The 16,015-nt window shown below is 74.2% G+C and carries 13 protein-coding genes; 8 read left to right on the forward strand and 5 right to left on the reverse strand.

Going from position 1 to position 16,015, the window contains the following annotated elements; all coding sequences use genetic code 11:
* Window positions 1–130: 130 nt before the first annotated feature.
* Window positions 131–688: a TetR/AcrR family transcriptional regulator gene (locus tag ACFCZF_RS11890; RefSeq protein ID WP_376671549.1), complete on the reverse strand. Its 558-nt coding sequence runs from the start codon at window positions 686–688 to the stop codon at window positions 131–133.
* Between the two features lie 122 nt (window positions 689–810).
* Between ACFCZF_RS11890 and ACFCZF_RS11895 the strand changes: the two genes are divergently transcribed.
* Complete coding sequence (locus ACFCZF_RS11895) at window positions 811–1,419, forward strand: DUF2867 domain-containing protein (protein ID WP_376671550.1); 609 nt, start codon at window positions 811–813, stop codon at window positions 1,417–1,419.
* A gap of 71 nt (window positions 1,420–1,490) precedes the next feature.
* Here the strand turns inward: ACFCZF_RS11895 and ACFCZF_RS11900 are convergent, their stop codons facing one another.
* The 4 genes from ACFCZF_RS11900 to ACFCZF_RS11915 form a co-directional block, all read right to left on the reverse strand.
* Window positions 1,491–1,712: a hypothetical protein gene (locus ACFCZF_RS11900; RefSeq protein WP_376671551.1), complete on the reverse strand. Its 222-nt coding sequence runs from the start codon at window positions 1,710–1,712 to the stop codon at window positions 1,491–1,493.
* Window positions 1,702–3,912 (reverse strand): MMPL family transporter, encoded by a 2,211-nt coding sequence (locus tag ACFCZF_RS11905; RefSeq protein WP_376671552.1) that lies wholly within the window; start codon window positions 3,910–3,912, stop codon window positions 1,702–1,704. Before ACFCZF_RS11905 ends, ACFCZF_RS11900 begins: the two co-directional genes overlap by 11 nt.
* Window positions 3,913–4,208: 296 nt before the next feature.
* A complete protein-coding gene (locus ACFCZF_RS11910) occupies window positions 4,209–4,877 on the reverse strand; it encodes a response regulator (RefSeq protein WP_375922983.1) in 669 nt (222 codons plus the stop codon).
* On the reverse strand, window positions 4,874–6,094 hold the full coding sequence (locus ACFCZF_RS11915; RefSeq protein ID WP_376671553.1) for a sensor histidine kinase: 1,221 nt from the start codon (window positions 6,092–6,094) through the stop codon (window positions 4,874–4,876). The genes ACFCZF_RS11910 and ACFCZF_RS11915 overlap by 4 nt, the downstream gene beginning before the upstream one ends.
* 366 nt (window positions 6,095–6,460) lie before the next feature.
* Between ACFCZF_RS11915 and ACFCZF_RS11920 the strand changes: the two genes are divergently transcribed.
* From ACFCZF_RS11920 to ACFCZF_RS11950, 7 genes are all read left to right on the forward strand, one after another.
* Complete coding sequence (locus ACFCZF_RS11920) at window positions 6,461–6,904, forward strand: hypothetical protein (RefSeq protein ID WP_376671554.1); 444 nt, start codon at window positions 6,461–6,463, stop codon at window positions 6,902–6,904.
* 387 nt (window positions 6,905–7,291) lie between these two features.
* Complete coding sequence (locus ACFCZF_RS11925; RefSeq protein WP_376671555.1) at window positions 7,292–8,044, forward strand: Crp/Fnr family transcriptional regulator; 753 nt, start codon at window positions 7,292–7,294, stop codon at window positions 8,042–8,044.
* A 103-nt stretch (window positions 8,045–8,147) separates the two neighbouring features.
* Entirely contained in the window at window positions 8,148–9,017 is an 870-nt protein-coding gene (locus ACFCZF_RS11930) for a hypothetical protein (protein ID WP_376671556.1), read from the forward strand.
* Window positions 9,014–11,719, forward strand: coding sequence for a hypothetical protein (locus ACFCZF_RS11935; RefSeq protein ID WP_376671557.1), 2,706 nt, complete (start codon window positions 9,014–9,016; stop codon window positions 11,717–11,719). The genes ACFCZF_RS11930 and ACFCZF_RS11935 overlap by 4 nt, the downstream gene beginning before the upstream one ends.
* Window positions 11,712–12,848 carry a hypothetical protein gene (locus ACFCZF_RS11940; RefSeq protein ID WP_376671558.1) on the forward strand — a complete coding sequence of 379 codons (1,137 nt, stop codon included), beginning with the start codon at window positions 11,712–11,714 and terminating at the stop codon, window positions 12,846–12,848. Before ACFCZF_RS11935 ends, ACFCZF_RS11940 begins: the two co-directional genes overlap by 8 nt.
* Window positions 12,845–13,426, forward strand: a complete 582-nt coding sequence (locus ACFCZF_RS11945; protein WP_376671559.1) for a Pycsar system effector family protein — start codon at window positions 12,845–12,847, stop codon at window positions 13,424–13,426. Before ACFCZF_RS11940 ends, ACFCZF_RS11945 begins: the two co-directional genes overlap by 4 nt.
* A gap of 141 nt (window positions 13,427–13,567) precedes the next feature.
* Window positions 13,568–15,940 carry a VWA domain-containing protein gene (locus ACFCZF_RS11950; RefSeq protein WP_376671560.1) on the forward strand — a complete coding sequence of 791 codons (2,373 nt, stop codon included), beginning with the start codon at window positions 13,568–13,570 and terminating at the stop codon, window positions 15,938–15,940.
* Window positions 15,941–16,015 lie beyond the last annotated feature (75 nt).

The raw sequence follows: 16,015 nt of genomic DNA on the forward strand, positions 1-16,015 counted from the left end.
GCAAAACGCTCGGCTGGGATACCCCAGCCGAGCGTCTACGTGATCTACTCACCACCTGAAACCAGGCGGTGTTGCGACGACCCCTTGAACCCAAGTTGCGGTGGGGCCCTTCGACGTGTGTGGGCCGGCTCTAGTCCAACAACCGCCTTCTGACCGCGGCGAGGACTTCCGCGCGGCTGCGCGGGCCGTTGTCGGCCGCGATGAGGTGGTCGCCGATGCGCAGCGAGAAGGTGATCAGGCAGCGGGCCTCGACATCGTCCTTGTCGGGGCAGAAGGCCCCGTAGAGCTCGCGCAGATAGTCCATGCGCCGGTTGTCGGCCCGGCGGAGGCGGTGGGCGACGCCTTCGTCGCGCCGGGCCCAGTCGCGGATCGCCAGCTCGACGCCGGCGCCGGTCACCGACTTCTCGCCCGAGCCCACGAAGTCGAAGAGGCGCCCGAGCCGCTCGCGGGCGTCGCCCCCGCCGCGCTCGATCCGCTCGATGACTCCCTCGGTAACCCCGCCCTCCCAGGCGTCGAGCATCTCCTCCAGCAGCGCGGCGCGGTTGCGGAAGTAGCCGTAGAAGCCGCCCTTGCTGACGCCGAGCGCCTGGGCGAGGACCTCGACCCGGACGGCTTCGGGGCCGCCGGCGGCGAGCGTCCGGAACCCCTCCTCGATCCACTTGTCCCGCGGTGTACGGATCGCGCCCATGCCGTGCCTCCCCTCACCTGTCCCGGGACATGCGCCGGGATCTGTTCGGGGACCAATATACGGAGCCGTATAGGTGGGTCTATGCTCCTGTCTATACGCCACCGTATAGACAGGAAGCTGCAATGAGTGATCTGCGCCTTCCCTCGACCGACCACACGTCCCGTCCCTGGCGGATCCACGAGATCGCCGGCGACTTCCGGCTCGAGGACCTGTGGGTGCTGCCGACGCCGGGCGGCCCGGACGACCTGCACCGCCTGGTCCGGCAGATGGCGGAGGGCAAGGACGGGCCGGACGGCGGCAACCTCGTGGGCCGCTTCCTCTTCGCGGTGCGCTGGAAGCTGGGCGCGCTGCTCGGCTGGGACAAGCCGGACTCGGGCGTCGGCGGCCGGGTGGCGACGTTGCGCGACCGGCTGCCTGACGACCTGCGCGAGGGACCGAGGGGGCCCGACCTCGGCTCGGCGCCCTTCACGTCGGTCTTCCAGACGCACGACGAGTGGGCCGCCGAGTACGCCAACAAGACCATGCACGGGGTGATGCACATCGGCTGGGTCCCCGACGGGAACGGCGGCTACCGCGGCCAGATGGCCGTCCTGGTGAAGCCCAACGGCCGCCTCGGCTCCCTGTACATGCTCGGCATCAAGCCCTTCCGGTACCTGGGCGTCTACCCGGCCCTGATGCGATCGATCGGCCGGGAGTGGCGAGAGGACACGGCGCGCCGGACGGCGGGCTGACGTCCGGCACGGGGGCGCTTGGACGTCGACGAGGAGATCGCGCTGCGGGTCGCGCGGCCCGGCCTGGTTCGTCAGGGGACCGGAGCCGACAGCACCGTGCCGTTCTCGAAGGTCAGGTAGAAGGAACCGCCCGACAGGAGCACGGTGGTCGGCTGCGCGGGGCTGCCGACGGAGGCGCCGTCTTCGATGGGCCAGCCTCGGAAGGTGGTCTCGGACCCGCTGGGCGTCCCGTCCTCGAGTGTGAAGGCGCGCAGTCCGCCGGCGCCGAACGTCAGGAGCCGGTCACCGGCCACACCCACGAAGTCCCCGCGAGTCCAGGTCACTCGGGGGGCCGGCGGTCTCCAGCGTCACCCTCGGCAGCCGTCGGGCCAGTGGGGCCGGGAGCCACCAGGCGTGCCGGCCCAGGAGGTGCATGACCGCCGGGACGACGAGGCAGCGGATCACCGCGGCGTCCAGGAGGATCGCCGTCGCGAGGCCCAGACCGAACTGCTGGAGCATGCGGCTCGGGCTGAGGACGAAGGCCGCGAAGACGACGATCATGATGGCCGCGGCGGCGGTGATGACCCGGCCGGTGGAGGCCAGGCCCTCGCGGACGGCGAGGGCGGGATCGCGGGTGCGTTCCCACTCCTCATGGATGCGGGAGACCAGGAAGACCTCGTAGTCCATGGAGAGCCCGAAGACGATCGCGAAGATCATGACCGGGATGAACGCCTCCACCGGGCCGGGCTGCACCCCGAACCAGCCGTGCTGGAAGACCAGCGTGATCACGCCGAGCGCCGCCGCGATGGAGAGGAGGTTGAGGATCGCCGCCTTGACCGGGATCCAGAGCGAGCGGAAGACCACGAGGAGCAGGAGCGAGGACAGGCCCACGACGATCGCCACGAAGAGCGGGATACGGGACGACACCGAGTCGGCGAAGTCCTGCGCCGCGGCCGTCGGGCCGCCGATCAGGTACGTGGCGCCGGTGCGGTCGGCCAGGCCCGGCAGCACCTCGTCGCGGAGGGTGTGGACCAGGTCGGCGGTGGGCTCGGCCTGCGGCGCGGTGGTGGGGAAGGCGATGACCGTCGAGACCGCGCCGTCGGGCGAGGGGAGCGGCGGGGTCGCCGCCGCGATGCCCGGAGTGCCGGTGAGCGTCGTGCGCAGTGCCGTCGCCGCAGCCTCGTCGCCCTGGGCCACCACGACCAACGGACCGTTGAAGCCGGGGCCGAAGCCCTCGGCCAGCAGGTCGTACGCCTGGCGGCTGGTGGATGTCGCCGGGTCGTTGCCCGCGTCGGCGAAACCCAGGCGCATCCCGGCGGCCGGCGCCGACAGGGCCAGCAGCGCCACGCCGGCCGCCAGCAGGGCGGGCAGCGGGCGGCGCTGTACGGCGGTGGCGAGGCGGCGCCAGCCCCGGCCCTCCTCCACGCCCTTGGCCTCGGCCTTCGCCGCGCGCTTCAGGACGTGCCGCTGGATACGGGCGCCGAACAGGGCGAGCAGGGCCGGCAGCAGGGTCAGCGAGGCGGCCATCGTGACCAGCACGGTCAGCGCGACGGCCAGGGCCACGCCCTGGAGGGCGCCGAGGCCCAGGGCGACCAGGCCCAGCAGGGCGATGATGACGGTGCAGCCGGCGAAGAAGACCGTACGGCCCGCCGCGTCCAGGGCGGTGCGGGCGGCCGTGTCGCGGTCCGTGCCCCGGACGAGTTCGTGCCGGTAGCGGTAGAAGATCAGGAGCGCGTAGTCGACGCCCACGCCGAGGCCGACGAGCATCATGATCGGCGGGGTGAAGTCGGCGACGGTGAAGACGTGCGAGGCCAGCGCGATCAGCCCGACCGCGCCGCCGACCGCGAACAGGGCCGTGACCAGGGGCAGCGCCGCGGCCACGACCGATCCGAAGAGCAGTACGAGGATCACCAGCGCGGCGAGCATGCCCGCGCCCTCGGCGGACCCGCCGCCCTCCTCCTCGGCGCCGCGCACCGCCTCGCCGCCCAGCTCGACCGTCAGACCGTCGCCGGCCGCCGACCGCGCCGTGTCGGCGATCCGGGTGACGTCCTCCTTGGGGACCTCCTCGGCCTTGGCGTCCAGGACGACGGTCGCGTACCCGATGGTGCCGTCCTCGGAGACGGCGGACGCGTCGGCGTAGGGACTGCGGACCTCGGCGACGGACGGCAGGTCGCGCACCCGGTCGAGGGTCCGCTCCACGGCGGCGCGGTCGCCGGACAGCCCGGCGCTGTCCTTCAGGACGATCTGCACGCTGTCGCCGGCCTGCGCGGACCCGTGCCGTTCCAGCAGGTCGGCGGCGGACTGGGAGTCGGTGCCGGGGAGGCTGAAATCGTTGCGGTAGGCGCTGCCGGCGGCCTGGGAGCCGACGGTGATGACGGCGACCACGGCCAGCCAGAGCAGCAGGGCGCCCCAGCGGTGCCGTCCGGACCAGGAGGCGAGGCGGCCGAAGACGCCGGGGCGGGCGAAGACGCCGGGGCGGGCGGCGGGTGGCGGAGGGAGACGGTGTGGATGCATGTTCCGAAGCGTCCGGCCCCGGCATGCCCGCGGGCGTCGGCCCCGGGTGGGCATCCGCCCTACCCCGTGGGTTGCGGGGGGCTTGACGCGGTACGCCCGCCGGGTTGCGGGACGGCCTGCCGCCGTACGCCCGCCGGGTTGCGGGTTGGCCTGCCGCCGTACGCCCGCCGGGTTACGGGTTGGCCTCCCGTCGCACGTTCGCCGGACTGCGGGCCGGGCCTCCCGCCCTTCGCCCGCCGGATTGTGAGAGGGCCTGCACGCCGTACGCCCGCCGCGTTACCGGGCGGGGTCCGGACTCACTCCGTCAGCCAGCCCGGGCTGACCATCCCCGACTCGTAGGCCAGTACGACCAGTTGTGAGCGGTCGCGGACGTCCAGCTTGGTCATGATGCGGCTGACGTGGGTCTTGGCGGTGGCTGGGCTGAGGACGAGGCGGGCGGCGATCTCGTCGTTGGTCAGGCCGGCCGCGACCAGGGACATGACCTCGCGCTCGCGGTCGGTGAGGGCGTTCAGCCGCGGGCCGGGTGCGGGGGCGCGGACCCGGCCCGCGAACTCGGCGATCAGGCGGCGCGTGACGGAGGGGCTGATCAGGGCGTCGCCGCGGGCCGCGACCCGGACGGCGTGCACCAGTTCCTCCGGCTCGGTGTCCTTGACCAGGAAGCCGGTGGCGCCCGCGCGCAGGGCGCCGTACACGTAGTCGTCGAGATCGAAGGTGGTGAGGATGACCACGCGTACGTCGTTCAGGCGCGGGTCGGCGGCGATGTCCCGGGCCGCCTGGAGACCGTCGACGCCCGGCATCCGGATGTCCAGCAGGACGACGTCGGGGCGCAGGGCGCGGCAGGCGGCCAGGGCCTCGGCGCCGTCCCCCGCCTCGCCGACGACCTCCAGGTCGTCCTCGTCCTCCAGGATCGACCGGAATCCGGCGCGCACCAGACGCTGGTCGTCCGCCAGCACGATTCTGATCATGGTCGGGGAGGTTCTCCGCTCGGTTGCGTGGGTTGCGTGGGTTGCATCGGTTGCGTCGGTTGCGCCGACATCTCGGGGCACGGCAGCGTCGCCCGGACAGTGAAGCCGCCGTCCGGGGCCGGGCCGGTGGTCAGTCGGCCGCCCAGGGCCCGGGCCCGTTCGCGCATCCCGGTGATGCCGCTGCCGGATCCGCCGCCCACGGGGGCGGGTCCGCGGCCGTTGTCGGTGACCTCGACCGTGACATGCCGCGGCCCGTGCTCGGTACGAACGTCGACCGCGGTGGCGTGGGCGTGGCGGGTGACGTTGGTCAGCGACTCCTGGACGATGCGGTACGCGGCCAGGTCCACCTCGGCGGGCAGCGGTCGCCGGTCTCCGTCGGCGCTCACCCGGACGTCGAGGCCGGCCAGCCGGGCGCCCTCCACCAGTTCGCCGAGCCGGTCGAGGCCGGCCGCGGGCGCGGTGGGCGCCGACTCGTCGGCCTGCCGCAGCACGCCCAGGGTCGCCCTCAGCTCGCGCAGCGCCTCCCGGCTGGCGTCCTTGATCGCGCCGAGCGCCTCCTCCGCCCGTTGCGGACCGCCCTCGGGGTCCTTGTGCAGCCGGCGCAGGGCGGCGGCGGACTGGACGTTGATGAGCGAGATGTGGTGGCCGACGACGTCGTGCAACTCCCGCGCGATGCGCAGCCGTTCCTCGCTCGCCGCCCGCTGTTCCGCCTCCCGGGCCAGCGCCAGCCGGTTGTCGCGCACCCAGCCGAGGGCGACCACGCCCACCAGCCAGCCGGTCATCATGAACAGGGCGACGCCGTTGACGTCGTGGTTGCCGAGCAGCGTGCCCGTGCCGGTGAGCAGCAGGCCGAGGGCGGCCAGGAGGATCGCCGCGCGGAGCCGGCCCTCGGCGGCGACCGTGTAGAGGGCGACGACGAAGGCGACCATGAGAGGGCCGTCGTAGGCGCTGACCAGGTAGTACGCGATGGTGGCGGCCAGCACGAAGGACGCGGTCGGCACCGGGTGGCGCCGGCAGACGTACAGGGCGGCGCAGGCGGCGACGAGCAGGGCCCAGCCGAGCGCGGTGGCTTCCCAGGACTCCTCCCGCTCACCGATCAGCGAGCGCAGGCTGCCCACCGCCACCAGGACCAGAACGGCCCCCGCCAGCGCGGCATCCGCCGCACGACCGCGCGGGAGCCGCGGCCGGGAGCGGGGCGGGAGGGCGCGGAGAACCATGCCGTCAGCGTAGGCAGGCCACCCGCGCCGTGCCGTCCCCCACGCGGCGGAACCGCCGGGCGCCCGACCGCAACTCCGGGCGTAGCCGGGCGCCGGACGCCACAACCGCCGGGGTACGGCAGGCGCCGGCCACCGGGCGGGCACCCCCCGGCACCGGACAGCCGGCGACGCCGCGACCATGACCACGGCCACCGGACTCCAGTGGCCCCCACCAGCCAAGCGGACCCCGCTGCCCCCCCCACCCCACCCGACACCCACTCCCACCCACAGGCGTAACCCGACGCCCCGCACCGCAACCACCGAGGTACGGCAAGTACCCGCCACCGGCCGACGCCCCCGCACAAGACGGCCGCCGACGCTGGGGCCATGAGTACCGAACCGGCCCCCGGCCTCCCTCTCCCCGTACGCCTGCGCCGGCTGAACCGGCCGATGGTGGCGCTGCTGACCGCCGTCGCGCTGGTCCGGCCGCTGTTCTCGGTCACCGGGCTGACCGACGCCCTCGGCAGGCCGCTCACGCCGCTGCTGCTCACCGCGTTCATCAGTCTGGCCTGGATTCTGGCCGTCGGGCTCAGTCGGGTGCGCGAGCCGTTGCTGACGCCGGTGGCCGCCGGGGTGGCGTACGCGCTGGCCACCCTGGTGCTCAGCGGGATCCTGTTTCCCGTCCTCACGGGCGAGTTGCGGGGGCCTCTCGCTCGACCGCAGGCCATCCTGCCGATGTTCCTCGTCAACGGAGTGTGGGGCGCGGTCTGCGGCGCCTGCGCGCTGGGGGTGCGCCGGCTGCGCGGCGTGAACGGTCACGGCCTGCCCTAGGCCGGCCCGCGCGGACCATACGCGAGCGGAAGGCGGCGTGACCGGCGAAGTCCACGACTGCCCGGAAACGAACCCGAGTTTTCGCCAACTCCGCCTCGTCGGCCGATTTCAGTGGCCGGCGGGCCCCGTCACCCGCGGGCCGGTGCTGACCTGAGGATCACGCCTGGACACGGCCGGTGAGGGCGTTGTCGCGCACGGTCGCCGGAGGGGCGGGGCGGGGTGGGGCCGGTCGGGGTGGCAGGCCCTGGCGGAGCTCCTGCCAGGCAGTTCTGTCGTTACCGGACAGTAGCGCGGATGTGGCGCAATTCACTCCATCCCGATTATCACTCTGTCACCATCAACGCCATCCAAGAACCAGGCGTCCGGACTGCGGCGGGGGGCGTAGCCATGGGACTGCTCGGCGACGAGCTCGCGTTCGCGCAGGCGCTGACCGTCCAGGAGCACGAGGGCGTGATGGCTCTCGGAAACCGGAAGCGCTACCCGGCCGACACCCACCTTCTGACCGAGGGCGAACGGTCCAGCCACGTCCTGATAATCCTGCACGGCTGGGTGACCGTTTCCCTCGCCACGGACCGGGGCGCCACCCGGCTGATACTCGGTCTGCGCGGTCCCGGTGAGCTGCTCGGCGAGATGGCCGCCCTGGACCGCCACCCCCGCAGCGCCACCGTGCGCGCGCTGGGGCCGACCGAGGCCCAGGTGATAGGCGGGGACGCGTTCCGCAGGTTCCTCGCACTGCACCCCCGCGTCAGCGGCCTGGTGATACGTCAGCTCACCTTCCGGCTGCGCAGCGCCGACCAGGAGCGGTCCGCTCTCGCCTCGCTCACCGTGCTGCAGCGCCTGGCCCACCGGCTCATCGAACTGTCGAAGCCCGACAGCTCCGGCCCCTACTCCCCCTCCTCGTGGGGCACTTCTCCCTCGCCGGCCACCTCGTCGGCCCCCTCGACGGCCCCCTCCGCCGCCCGGTCCGTCGTCCATCTGGCGCAGGACGAGCTGGCCGCGACCGTGGGAGCGACCCGGGAAGCCGTCGCCAAGGCGCTGCGGCTGCTGCGGACCCAGAACATCGTGCGGACCGGCAACCGGATGGTGGAGATCCTCGACCCCACGCTGCTCGCCCTGCTCGCGGACGGCCATCAGGAGTAGATCCACGCTCCGCCGTGTGTAAACGGCTACAGACGGCTCTCGTCCCGGGCCCGAAGCTGAGGGGACGGCAAGCAGACGGACCGGCAGGCAGCAGGGGGCACGGGTGAACGACGACGCCATGGATCTCACCGAGGCACGCTACGAGTTGGTGATCAGCGTCGACGCCAGGCGTTCCGGGGAGTACGACGACGTCGACAAGCCGCGCATGCGGGCACGGATCTACCGCGTGCTGGAGACGGCGTTCACCCACGCCAAGGTGGCGCGGGACGCCGTGCACATGGAGGACCGCGGCGACGGGGTGCTGCTGGCGGTGGCCGGCCGGGTCGCGGTGACCCGGCTGCTCGGCCTGTGGATGGTCGAGGTGCACGAGAACCTGCGGGACGAGAACCGTGCCCTGCGGGTGCCCCTGGGCCTGCGGATCGGTATGCACGTCGGACCGGTCCGGCACGACGCCCGGGGCATCAGCGGGCGGGCGGTCGACCTCGCCTGCCGGCTGGCCGACTCCAACGTCGCCCGGCGGCTGCTGGACGCCGAGAAGGCCGACCTGGTGCTGGTGACCTCGAACTCCCTGTACGAGGACGTGGTCAGCGGTGGCGGCAAGTTCATCGAGGCCGCGCGCTATTCGCCGGCCCGGCTGGAGCTGAAGGAGGGCGAGGTCACCGCCTGGTTCCAACTTCCGGGGCGGCCCGCTCCGGAGATTCCGGCCGAGCCTCGGCCGTCCGCCGGTGGTCCGTCGTCCACGGGCGGCGCGTACTCGGCCGCTGATACGCCTGACACGACTGATACGACTGATACACCCGTCGGTGCGGACGCCGGTGCGGACGGCGACGAAGACGACGCCGCCGGTTCCCCGGGGACCCGCTACACCGTGCACGGCGACATGTCGCAGCACCACGACAACGTCTACCAGCAGCCCGTGCACATCGGGCGGATCACCGACGGCGCCCGTTCCCGGAAGGAGCGGGGCGAGTGAGCGACGACCAGGACAAGCCCCAGAAGGCCGACGACGCCCGCGCACCCGGGGCCACGGCCGGGGCCGGGGCCGGGGCCGGGGAGAAGGCACGGAGCACGGACCGGGACAAGGCGCGGGAGCGGGGCCGGGACCAGGACCGGAACGACGTGCCCCGCGCGGACGACGGCAAGGCCGACGACGGCGAGGGGACCGGCGAGGGAGCCGGCGGGGACGCCGCCGAGCAGGAGCGGGAGGAGCAGGAGCGGGAACGGGAGCGCGCCGCCGGGCGGTTCAAGGAGCACACCCGTGACCCGCTCGCCGAGGAGCAGGGCGAGGACGCGCCCACCGACCTCGCCGCCGCCGCACGGGCGCGCCGCGCCACCCGCATGCTGTTCGACGCGGGCCGGGACCTGCACAGCTTCGACCGCTCGTACTTCGCCAGCGCCCACATCGGCGACATCCATCTGCGGATGGACGCCCGCCGGTCCGGTGCGGCGCTGCGCGGCGGGCCCGTGCCCGAAGAGGAACTGCGCAGGCTCCGCCGGATCCACGTGGAACCCGAGGGGTACGTGCGGCTGCGCGAGGCGCTCACCGCCCGCCGGCTTCTGGTGCTGGGAGCCGCACCGGGCACCGGACGCACCAGCACCGCGCTCTCGCTCCTCGACGAGGTCACCGGCCCGGCGACGAGCGACACGCAGCCGCGATCCGCGACCGGGACCGGGGCCGGGACCGGGGCCGGAACCACGACCAGGACCGGGGCCGGGCCCGGAACCACGACCAGGACCGGGACCGGGCCCGGAACCACGACCAGGACCGGGACCGGGGCCGGAACCACGACCACGGCCAGGCCCGGGGCCGCGGCCCGGATACGGCGGGTCGACCCGGCCGGCGGCACCCGGCGGCTGGCCGAATGCCTGGGCGACGGGGACGAGGAGGCGGGGCACTTCTCCGGGTACCTGTTCGAGCTGTCCCTCACCCGGCCCGGCACGCCGGTGCCCGACGAGATGGACCTCGACGAACTCGCCGCCGCCCTGGCCCGCCGCGACGCCTTCGCGGTCGTCGTCGTCCCGGTCGGCTCGGCGGCCGATCCGATGCTGGACGGACGGTACGGCGCCCTCTGCCCGCCCGCCCCCACCGGGGAGTTGCTCGTCACCCGGCTGCGGGAGTTGCTGGAGGAGCAGGAAACCGCGACCGGGTCCGCCGGTGGCCGTGCCGCCGACCTGCTGGCCGAGGCGGAGGCCCTCTGGACCCGGCCGGAGGTCAGGAACGCCGTCGGACTGGACGACCTGCGCCCCGCCGAGGCCGAGGTGCTCGCCTCCCTGCTGGCCGGGCACGTACTGGGGGACCTCACCCGCGAGCAGTTGCTGTCCGACTGCCGCAGCCTCGCCGCCCGTCAGGCCCAGGAGTGGTTCGCCGGTGTCGACCGGGCTCTGGCGGCACCGGCCGGGGACGAGCCCGACGGTGAACGGCCGGGCGCGGCGAGCCTGTTCCACCCGGTGGCGTTCCGGATCGCGCTCGCCGTACTGGGCGGCGCCTCGCACAGCGCCGTGGCCGCCGCCGCCCACCTGCTGACCTGGGAACTGTCCGTGCAGTCCGACCCGGACCGCACCCCCGCCCGGCCGCTGTTCTGCGACGACCCCCGCTCCGACCTGGCGCTCTCCCGGGCCGAACTCAAGGACGGCCGGGTCGAGGTGGCCGGTGCCGAGGTGGCCTCGCGGCTGCTCTGGTACCGGGGTCCCGCCCTGCCCGCCGCGGTACTCAGCGAGCTGTGGGACCGGCACTTCGCCGTCCGGGCGCCGGTGGTGCGCTGGCTGCGGCTGCTGGCCGACGACCCGCGCTCCCAGGTGTGGATGCGGGCCGCGGTCGCCGCGGGAGAGCTGTGCGTACGGGACTTCGACCACGGCTACGCGGAGCTGATCCGTCCGCTCGCCGACGCGGCCACGCCCCGGCGCCGGGTCTTCGCGGCCACCGCGCTGGACCAGGCGGCCGGGCACGGCTCGCACCGCCGCATCGTGCGCAAGGTGGTCGGCGACTGGAGCCGGTACGGCACCGAACCGCTGCGCTGGACGGCGGCGATGGCGCTGGGCTACGGCAACTCCGCGGCCACGACCGGCGACACGCTGGACGCCCTGGCCCGGATCGCGTTCCGCGACGAGGGCGAACAGTTGGCGGTCGCCTCCTTCAACGTCGTACGGCTGCTGGCGCTCCCGGACGCGCCGGCCGTACTGCGGCGGGTGGCCGAATGGACCCACCACAAGCGGGAGATCCACCAGGACCTGGGGCTGGTGACCACCGTCCGGCTCGCGCTCACGACGGTGGACGAGGTGCTGGTCGACGACGCCGGTTCCCCGCTGGGCGACCGCGGTGACTGGCCGCTGCCGCTCGCCCTCGCCGCGGCCCGCCCCGAACTCGTACGCCCCATGGCCGACCTGCTCTGGACCGCGCTGAACACGCCGCGCTCCAAGGAGGTGGCGACGGACGCGCTGGAGACGCTGCTGCGTTCGGCGGTGCGCGGTGACGGGGAGGAGTGGGCCCGGCCCGGGCTGGCGGCGCTGCTGCCCGCGCTGACCACCGAGGAACACGACCGGCGGCGGCTGGACTGGCTGCTGCGCCGAATGATGAACGATCCGGAGGATCCGCTTCCCGACGCGCAGGCGCGCTCCCTGTGGTGGCTCGCCGTCGCGTCGCGGGACCGGACGCGCGAGGAGGCACGGCATGGCTGAGGACGTGGACGGGGCTCAGGCCGGGGAGGCGGGCGCCACTCCCGCGGGCCCCTTCCTGCGGGAGTACGCGCCGACCGGCGGGCATCCGCGGGTGAGCGCCCAGCGGGCCTCGGTGCTGTTCTACCGCAACGGCGGGTACAGCGTGGTCACCGTCTCCGGCATCCGGCACGTCGACAAACGGACGCTGGCCCGGCCGTACAACATCTGCGAGATCGCGCTCGGGACCTATCAGACGCGGCTCCAGATGGACCTCCCCGCCGCCGGCGGCACCACCTTCTTCAAGGCCGAGGTGGACATCCACTGGGCCGTGACCGACCCCCACCTGGCCGCCGTCGAGGTCGTGACCGACGTCGGCCGGCGGCTCACCGCCCCGGTGCTGGAGCGGCTGCGCGAGGTCACCTCGACCTTCCGGGTGACCGAGGCCGAGCAGGCCGACCGGGCCCTCACCCGGGAGTGCGCGGGCGGCCGCTGGGACAGCCTGGGCGGCGAACTCGGGCTGCGGGTACGGCTGTACGTCCGGCTGCGGGTGGACGACCGGACCATCGAGCACATGGACGAGATCCGCGACGCGCGCGCCTCGGCCGAGCTGACCGGGGTACGTCAGGACGCGTTCCGCGCCATGCTGCGCGGCGGTGACCTGGAGCAGCTCAGCTACATGCTGGCGGCCGAGCCCGAGCGGGCCAAGGACTTCCTGGAGCAGATCCGCCAGGAGGGCCGCCAGGACGAGCGGGAGCGGGTGGACCGGCTCTTCGCGATGGTCGACAGCGGCCAGATCCAGTCCAACGACGTGGAGACGCAGGCCCTGAACCTCCTCAACCAGGGCCGGGGCCGGCCCGTCCAGGGGCCCATCGGCTCGGTGCCCGCCCGCCGGGAAACCGCACAGCTGGAGCCGGGCCGCGCCGAGCCGTTCACCCCGGACTGGGTGACGGAGGAGCCGCCGTACCGGAACGGTTCCGGTGCGGGGTCCGGTACGGGGTCCGGTGCGGGGTCCGGTACGGGGTCCGGTACGGGGTCCGGTACGGGGTCCGGTACGGGCTCCGGTACGAGGGAGGACGCCGAGGACGCGGCCCCGCGTTCCCGCAGACGCTCGCGGGACGACGGCTGGGACTGGGCGGAGGAGGACCGGTGACCGCCGCGGGCGGGGAACCGGCCACCGGGACCACCGAGGAAGGGGGGCGTGCCTCCCCCGACCCGGCCGGGCCTGTGCCGCACGGGGGTCGGCACTGCCCGGACCGGGCGGGGGAGCGCATCGCGGAGCTGCTGCTGAACACGGTCCGCGAGGACCTGGGTCGCGCCGACTCCAAGGCGGCCGTGCTGCTGTCGGGGACGCTGGCACTGCCCGCGTTCCTGCTCGGCTGGCACGGCGCGCCCGGCTGGCGGGGGCTCGTCGACGTGCCGCTGCTGCTCGCCGGGCTGCTCTGGGCGGTCGCGGTGACGGCGCTGGTCGGGGCGCTCATGCCGCGCACCGGCACGGTCCGCGGCGAGGACGGGGTGACGTACTTCGGTGATCTGGTGGCCTCCCGCGATCTCGCGTGGCTGTCCGCCCGGGTCGCCGAGGCCGGGCGGGATCCCGCCGGGTGGCTGCTCGTCCAGGCCGTGGACGTCAGCTCGATCCTGACCGCCAAGTACCGGGCCATCCGCTGGGGGATGGCCGCCCTCGCCACCTCCGCGGCGCTGGCCCTGGTCTGGGGCCTGACCGCGCGCTGACGGCGCGGGCGGGGACCGCACGCGGAGCAGAGCCGACGGCGCGGCCGGGGGCCCGCACACGAAACAGAGCCGACGGGGCGGCCGGGGGCCGCACACCAAGCAGAGACGAACCGAGTACCACCGAGAACCAAGGGGACGGCCGTGCAGAGAGCCTGGGCAAGACGGCGGACGGGAAGAGGCCGCGCGCACCGCGCCACGGTCCTGGCGCTGGGCGGCGCCGCGCTGCTCGTGTCCCTGCTGACACCCGCCGGCGGTGATCCGGTGCCGGTGGCGGACTCCGCACCGGCCTTCCCGTCGGTCAACTACGCGGTCGCCGTGGACGAGTCCGCCAGCCTCGCGCCCGAGGACATGAAGGCGGAGAAGGCCGCCGCCGCCCGCATCGCGCTGGGCGACGTGTCCTCGTCCTCCCACGTCACCGTCTTCGGTTTCGCCGCCGCCGAGTCGGCCGGCCAGCGCGCGGTCGACCCGGTGTGCCCGCGCACCACCCTGGACGCGGCGGGACGCAAGACGATCGGCGCCTGCGTCGACAAGCTGCGCACCCGCAAGGAGAGCGAGGGCACCGGCACCGACTTCCCCACCGCGATACGTCAGGGAGTGCACGAACTCACCACCGGCACCGACCCGTCGGAGCCCCGCGTGCTGTTCGTCCTCACCGACGGGAAGATGGACGTCACCGACAGCGAGAAGTACGGCGACCCCGCGCACCGCGAGGCGGAGGGCGAACGGCAGCTGACCAAGGAGCTGGAGAACGCCCGCGCGCAGAACGTGCAGATCTGGCCGCTCGGCTTCGGGTCGGAACCGGACAAGAAGCAGCTCGACCGGATGGCGGCCGGCGGCTACCAGAAGGGCTGTGTGAACCTGCCCTCCGCGAGCCCCAAGGCGCACAAGGTCTCCGGTGCGAAGGACGTCGGCACCACGCTGGAGAAGATCTTCGCCGCCGCGCACTGCCTGCGCCACGAGGAGGGACCCAGCAAGAAGCCCCCGGCCACCCTGGAGATCGGCATCTCGCCGCTGGCGACCGTCGGCAGCATCGTCGTCGACAAGGGCGACCCGAAGGTGCGGATCAGCTACCTCGACCCCAGCGGCCACGAGGTCCCCACGACCGGCACCTACCGCGAGTCCCGCTTCGAACTGGCGGGCGGCGACGGCACCGTCGAGGCGCTGAAGATCGTCGACCCGCTGCCCGGCACCTGGCGGGTGAAGGCCGAGGCGCCGGAGGGGCACCGCTCGCTGCCCGTCTCGGTCAGCGTGCTGTGGCAGGGGGAGCTGCGCGGCGCCATCACCATGGACCCGCCCTCGCCCCGGCCCGGCGAGAAGGTCACGGTGACGATGCGGCTGCAGACCCGTGAGGGCTACCAGATCAAGGACCCGGAGCACTACGAGGGACTGCGCGTGAGCAGCGAGCTCACCGGGGACGGATTCGCCCCGCAGTCCCTGTCCCTCACCGACGACGGCAAGGGCCCCGACCCGGACGCGAACGACGGCTCCTTCAGCGGTTCGGCGCGCATCCCCGAGAGCGCCGACGGCGCGCTGAAGGTGGACGGCACACTGACCGCCTCGGGACTGCGGGCGGACACCCGCAGCGAGCTCGGCCAGGTCGCGCCCGGCGAGCTGCCCGTCACCACCGCGCTGGAGATGCCGGCCGGGGACACCCACCCCGGCGGCAAGGTCACCGGCACCCTCACCGTCCGCAACAACAGCGACGCCCGGCACACCCTGCGGCTGTCCGTGGCCGACGTGCGCTCCGGGCTGCTGTCGATCAGCCCGGCCGAGATCCAGCTCGCGCCCGGCGAGTCCGGCACCCGGAAGGTGACCGTCACGGTCGCCCCCGCCGACGTCTTCGGCGACCGTCTCGGCGACGACGGACTGCGCCTGTCGGGCACCGTCACGGCCGTCGACACCACCGACGACGACCGGACGCTGGTGCGTACCCCGCTCTCCGTGCAGGTCACCCCGGAGCCCGGCTTCTGGGAGAAGTACTGGTGGGCGGTGGTGGCCGGCGCCGCGGTGCTCGCGGCGGCCGTCGTGGCGGTGCTCGCCTGGGTACGGCAGCGCCGCACCCGCAGGGACCCGCACGGGCTGGTGCTGCGCCTGGTCTCCGCGGACGGCGAGGCCGTCGGCACCGATCACGTGGCCGGACACGGACACAAGCAGTGGTACGAGTTCGCCCTGGTCGAGCCGCACCGCGCCCCGCGCATCGAGCGCCGGCCGCACGGCGAGTACGCCGTCCAGCGCAACCCCGAGGGCGGCGCGGTGCTGCGCAGGCGCGGCGGCGGGCGGACGCCGCTGCCCGTGCGCGGTCAGGTCCCGCTCAACGACACGGTGAGCCTGGCGCTCGGCGAGGAGACCCGCGCCCCCCGCAACCGCAGGCCGGCGGCCACGGCACGCAGCGGGGCGGGCGCCGCCTCCGGCGGCGGGTCCGGCTCCCGTTCCGGCGAGGGCGGGAGCCGGAGCGGGAGCGGAAGCGGAAGCGGCAACGGGAGCACGGGCGGCGCCTACGACTCGTACATGTGACGCGCGGGGGCGGGGGGGTCCCCCCCCCCCCCCCCCCCCCCCCCCCCCCCCACCCCCCCCCCCCCCCCCCCCCCC

Source organism: Streptomyces sp. NPDC056296 (genome assembly GCF_042268605.1).
Classification (GTDB): Bacteria; Actinomycetota; Actinomycetes; order Streptomycetales; family Streptomycetaceae; genus Streptomyces.

What these genes read in the sequence shown, in the direction of transcription:
- ACFCZF_RS11895 (WP_376671550.1), top strand. Translation starts at nt 811, where the DNA reads ATGAGTGATCTGCGCCTTCCCTCGACCGACCACACGTCCCGTCCCTGG.
- ACFCZF_RS11920 (WP_376671554.1), top strand. Translation starts at nt 6,461, where the DNA reads ATGAGTACCGAACCGGCCCCCGGCCTCCCTCTCCCCGTACGCCTGCGC.
- ACFCZF_RS11925 (WP_376671555.1), top strand. Translation starts at nt 7,292, where the DNA reads ATGGGACTGCTCGGCGACGAGCTCGCGTTCGCGCAGGCGCTGACCGTC.
- ACFCZF_RS11890 (WP_376671549.1), bottom strand. Translation starts at nt 688, where the DNA reads ATGGGCGCGATCCGTACACCGCGGGACAAGTGGATCGAGGAGGGGTTC.
- ACFCZF_RS11940 (WP_376671558.1), top strand. Translation starts at nt 11,712, where the DNA reads ATGGCTGAGGACGTGGACGGGGCTCAGGCCGGGGAGGCGGGCGCCACT.
- ACFCZF_RS11915 (WP_376671553.1), bottom strand. Translation starts at nt 6,094, where the DNA reads ATGGTTCTCCGCGCCCTCCCGCCCCGCTCCCGGCCGCGGCTCCCGCGC.
- ACFCZF_RS11905 (WP_376671552.1), bottom strand. Translation starts at nt 3,912, where the DNA reads ATGCATCCACACCGTCTCCCTCCGCCACCCGCCGCCCGCCCCGGCGTC.
- ACFCZF_RS11910 (WP_375922983.1), bottom strand. Translation starts at nt 4,877, where the DNA reads ATGATCAGAATCGTGCTGGCGGACGACCAGCGTCTGGTGCGCGCCGGA.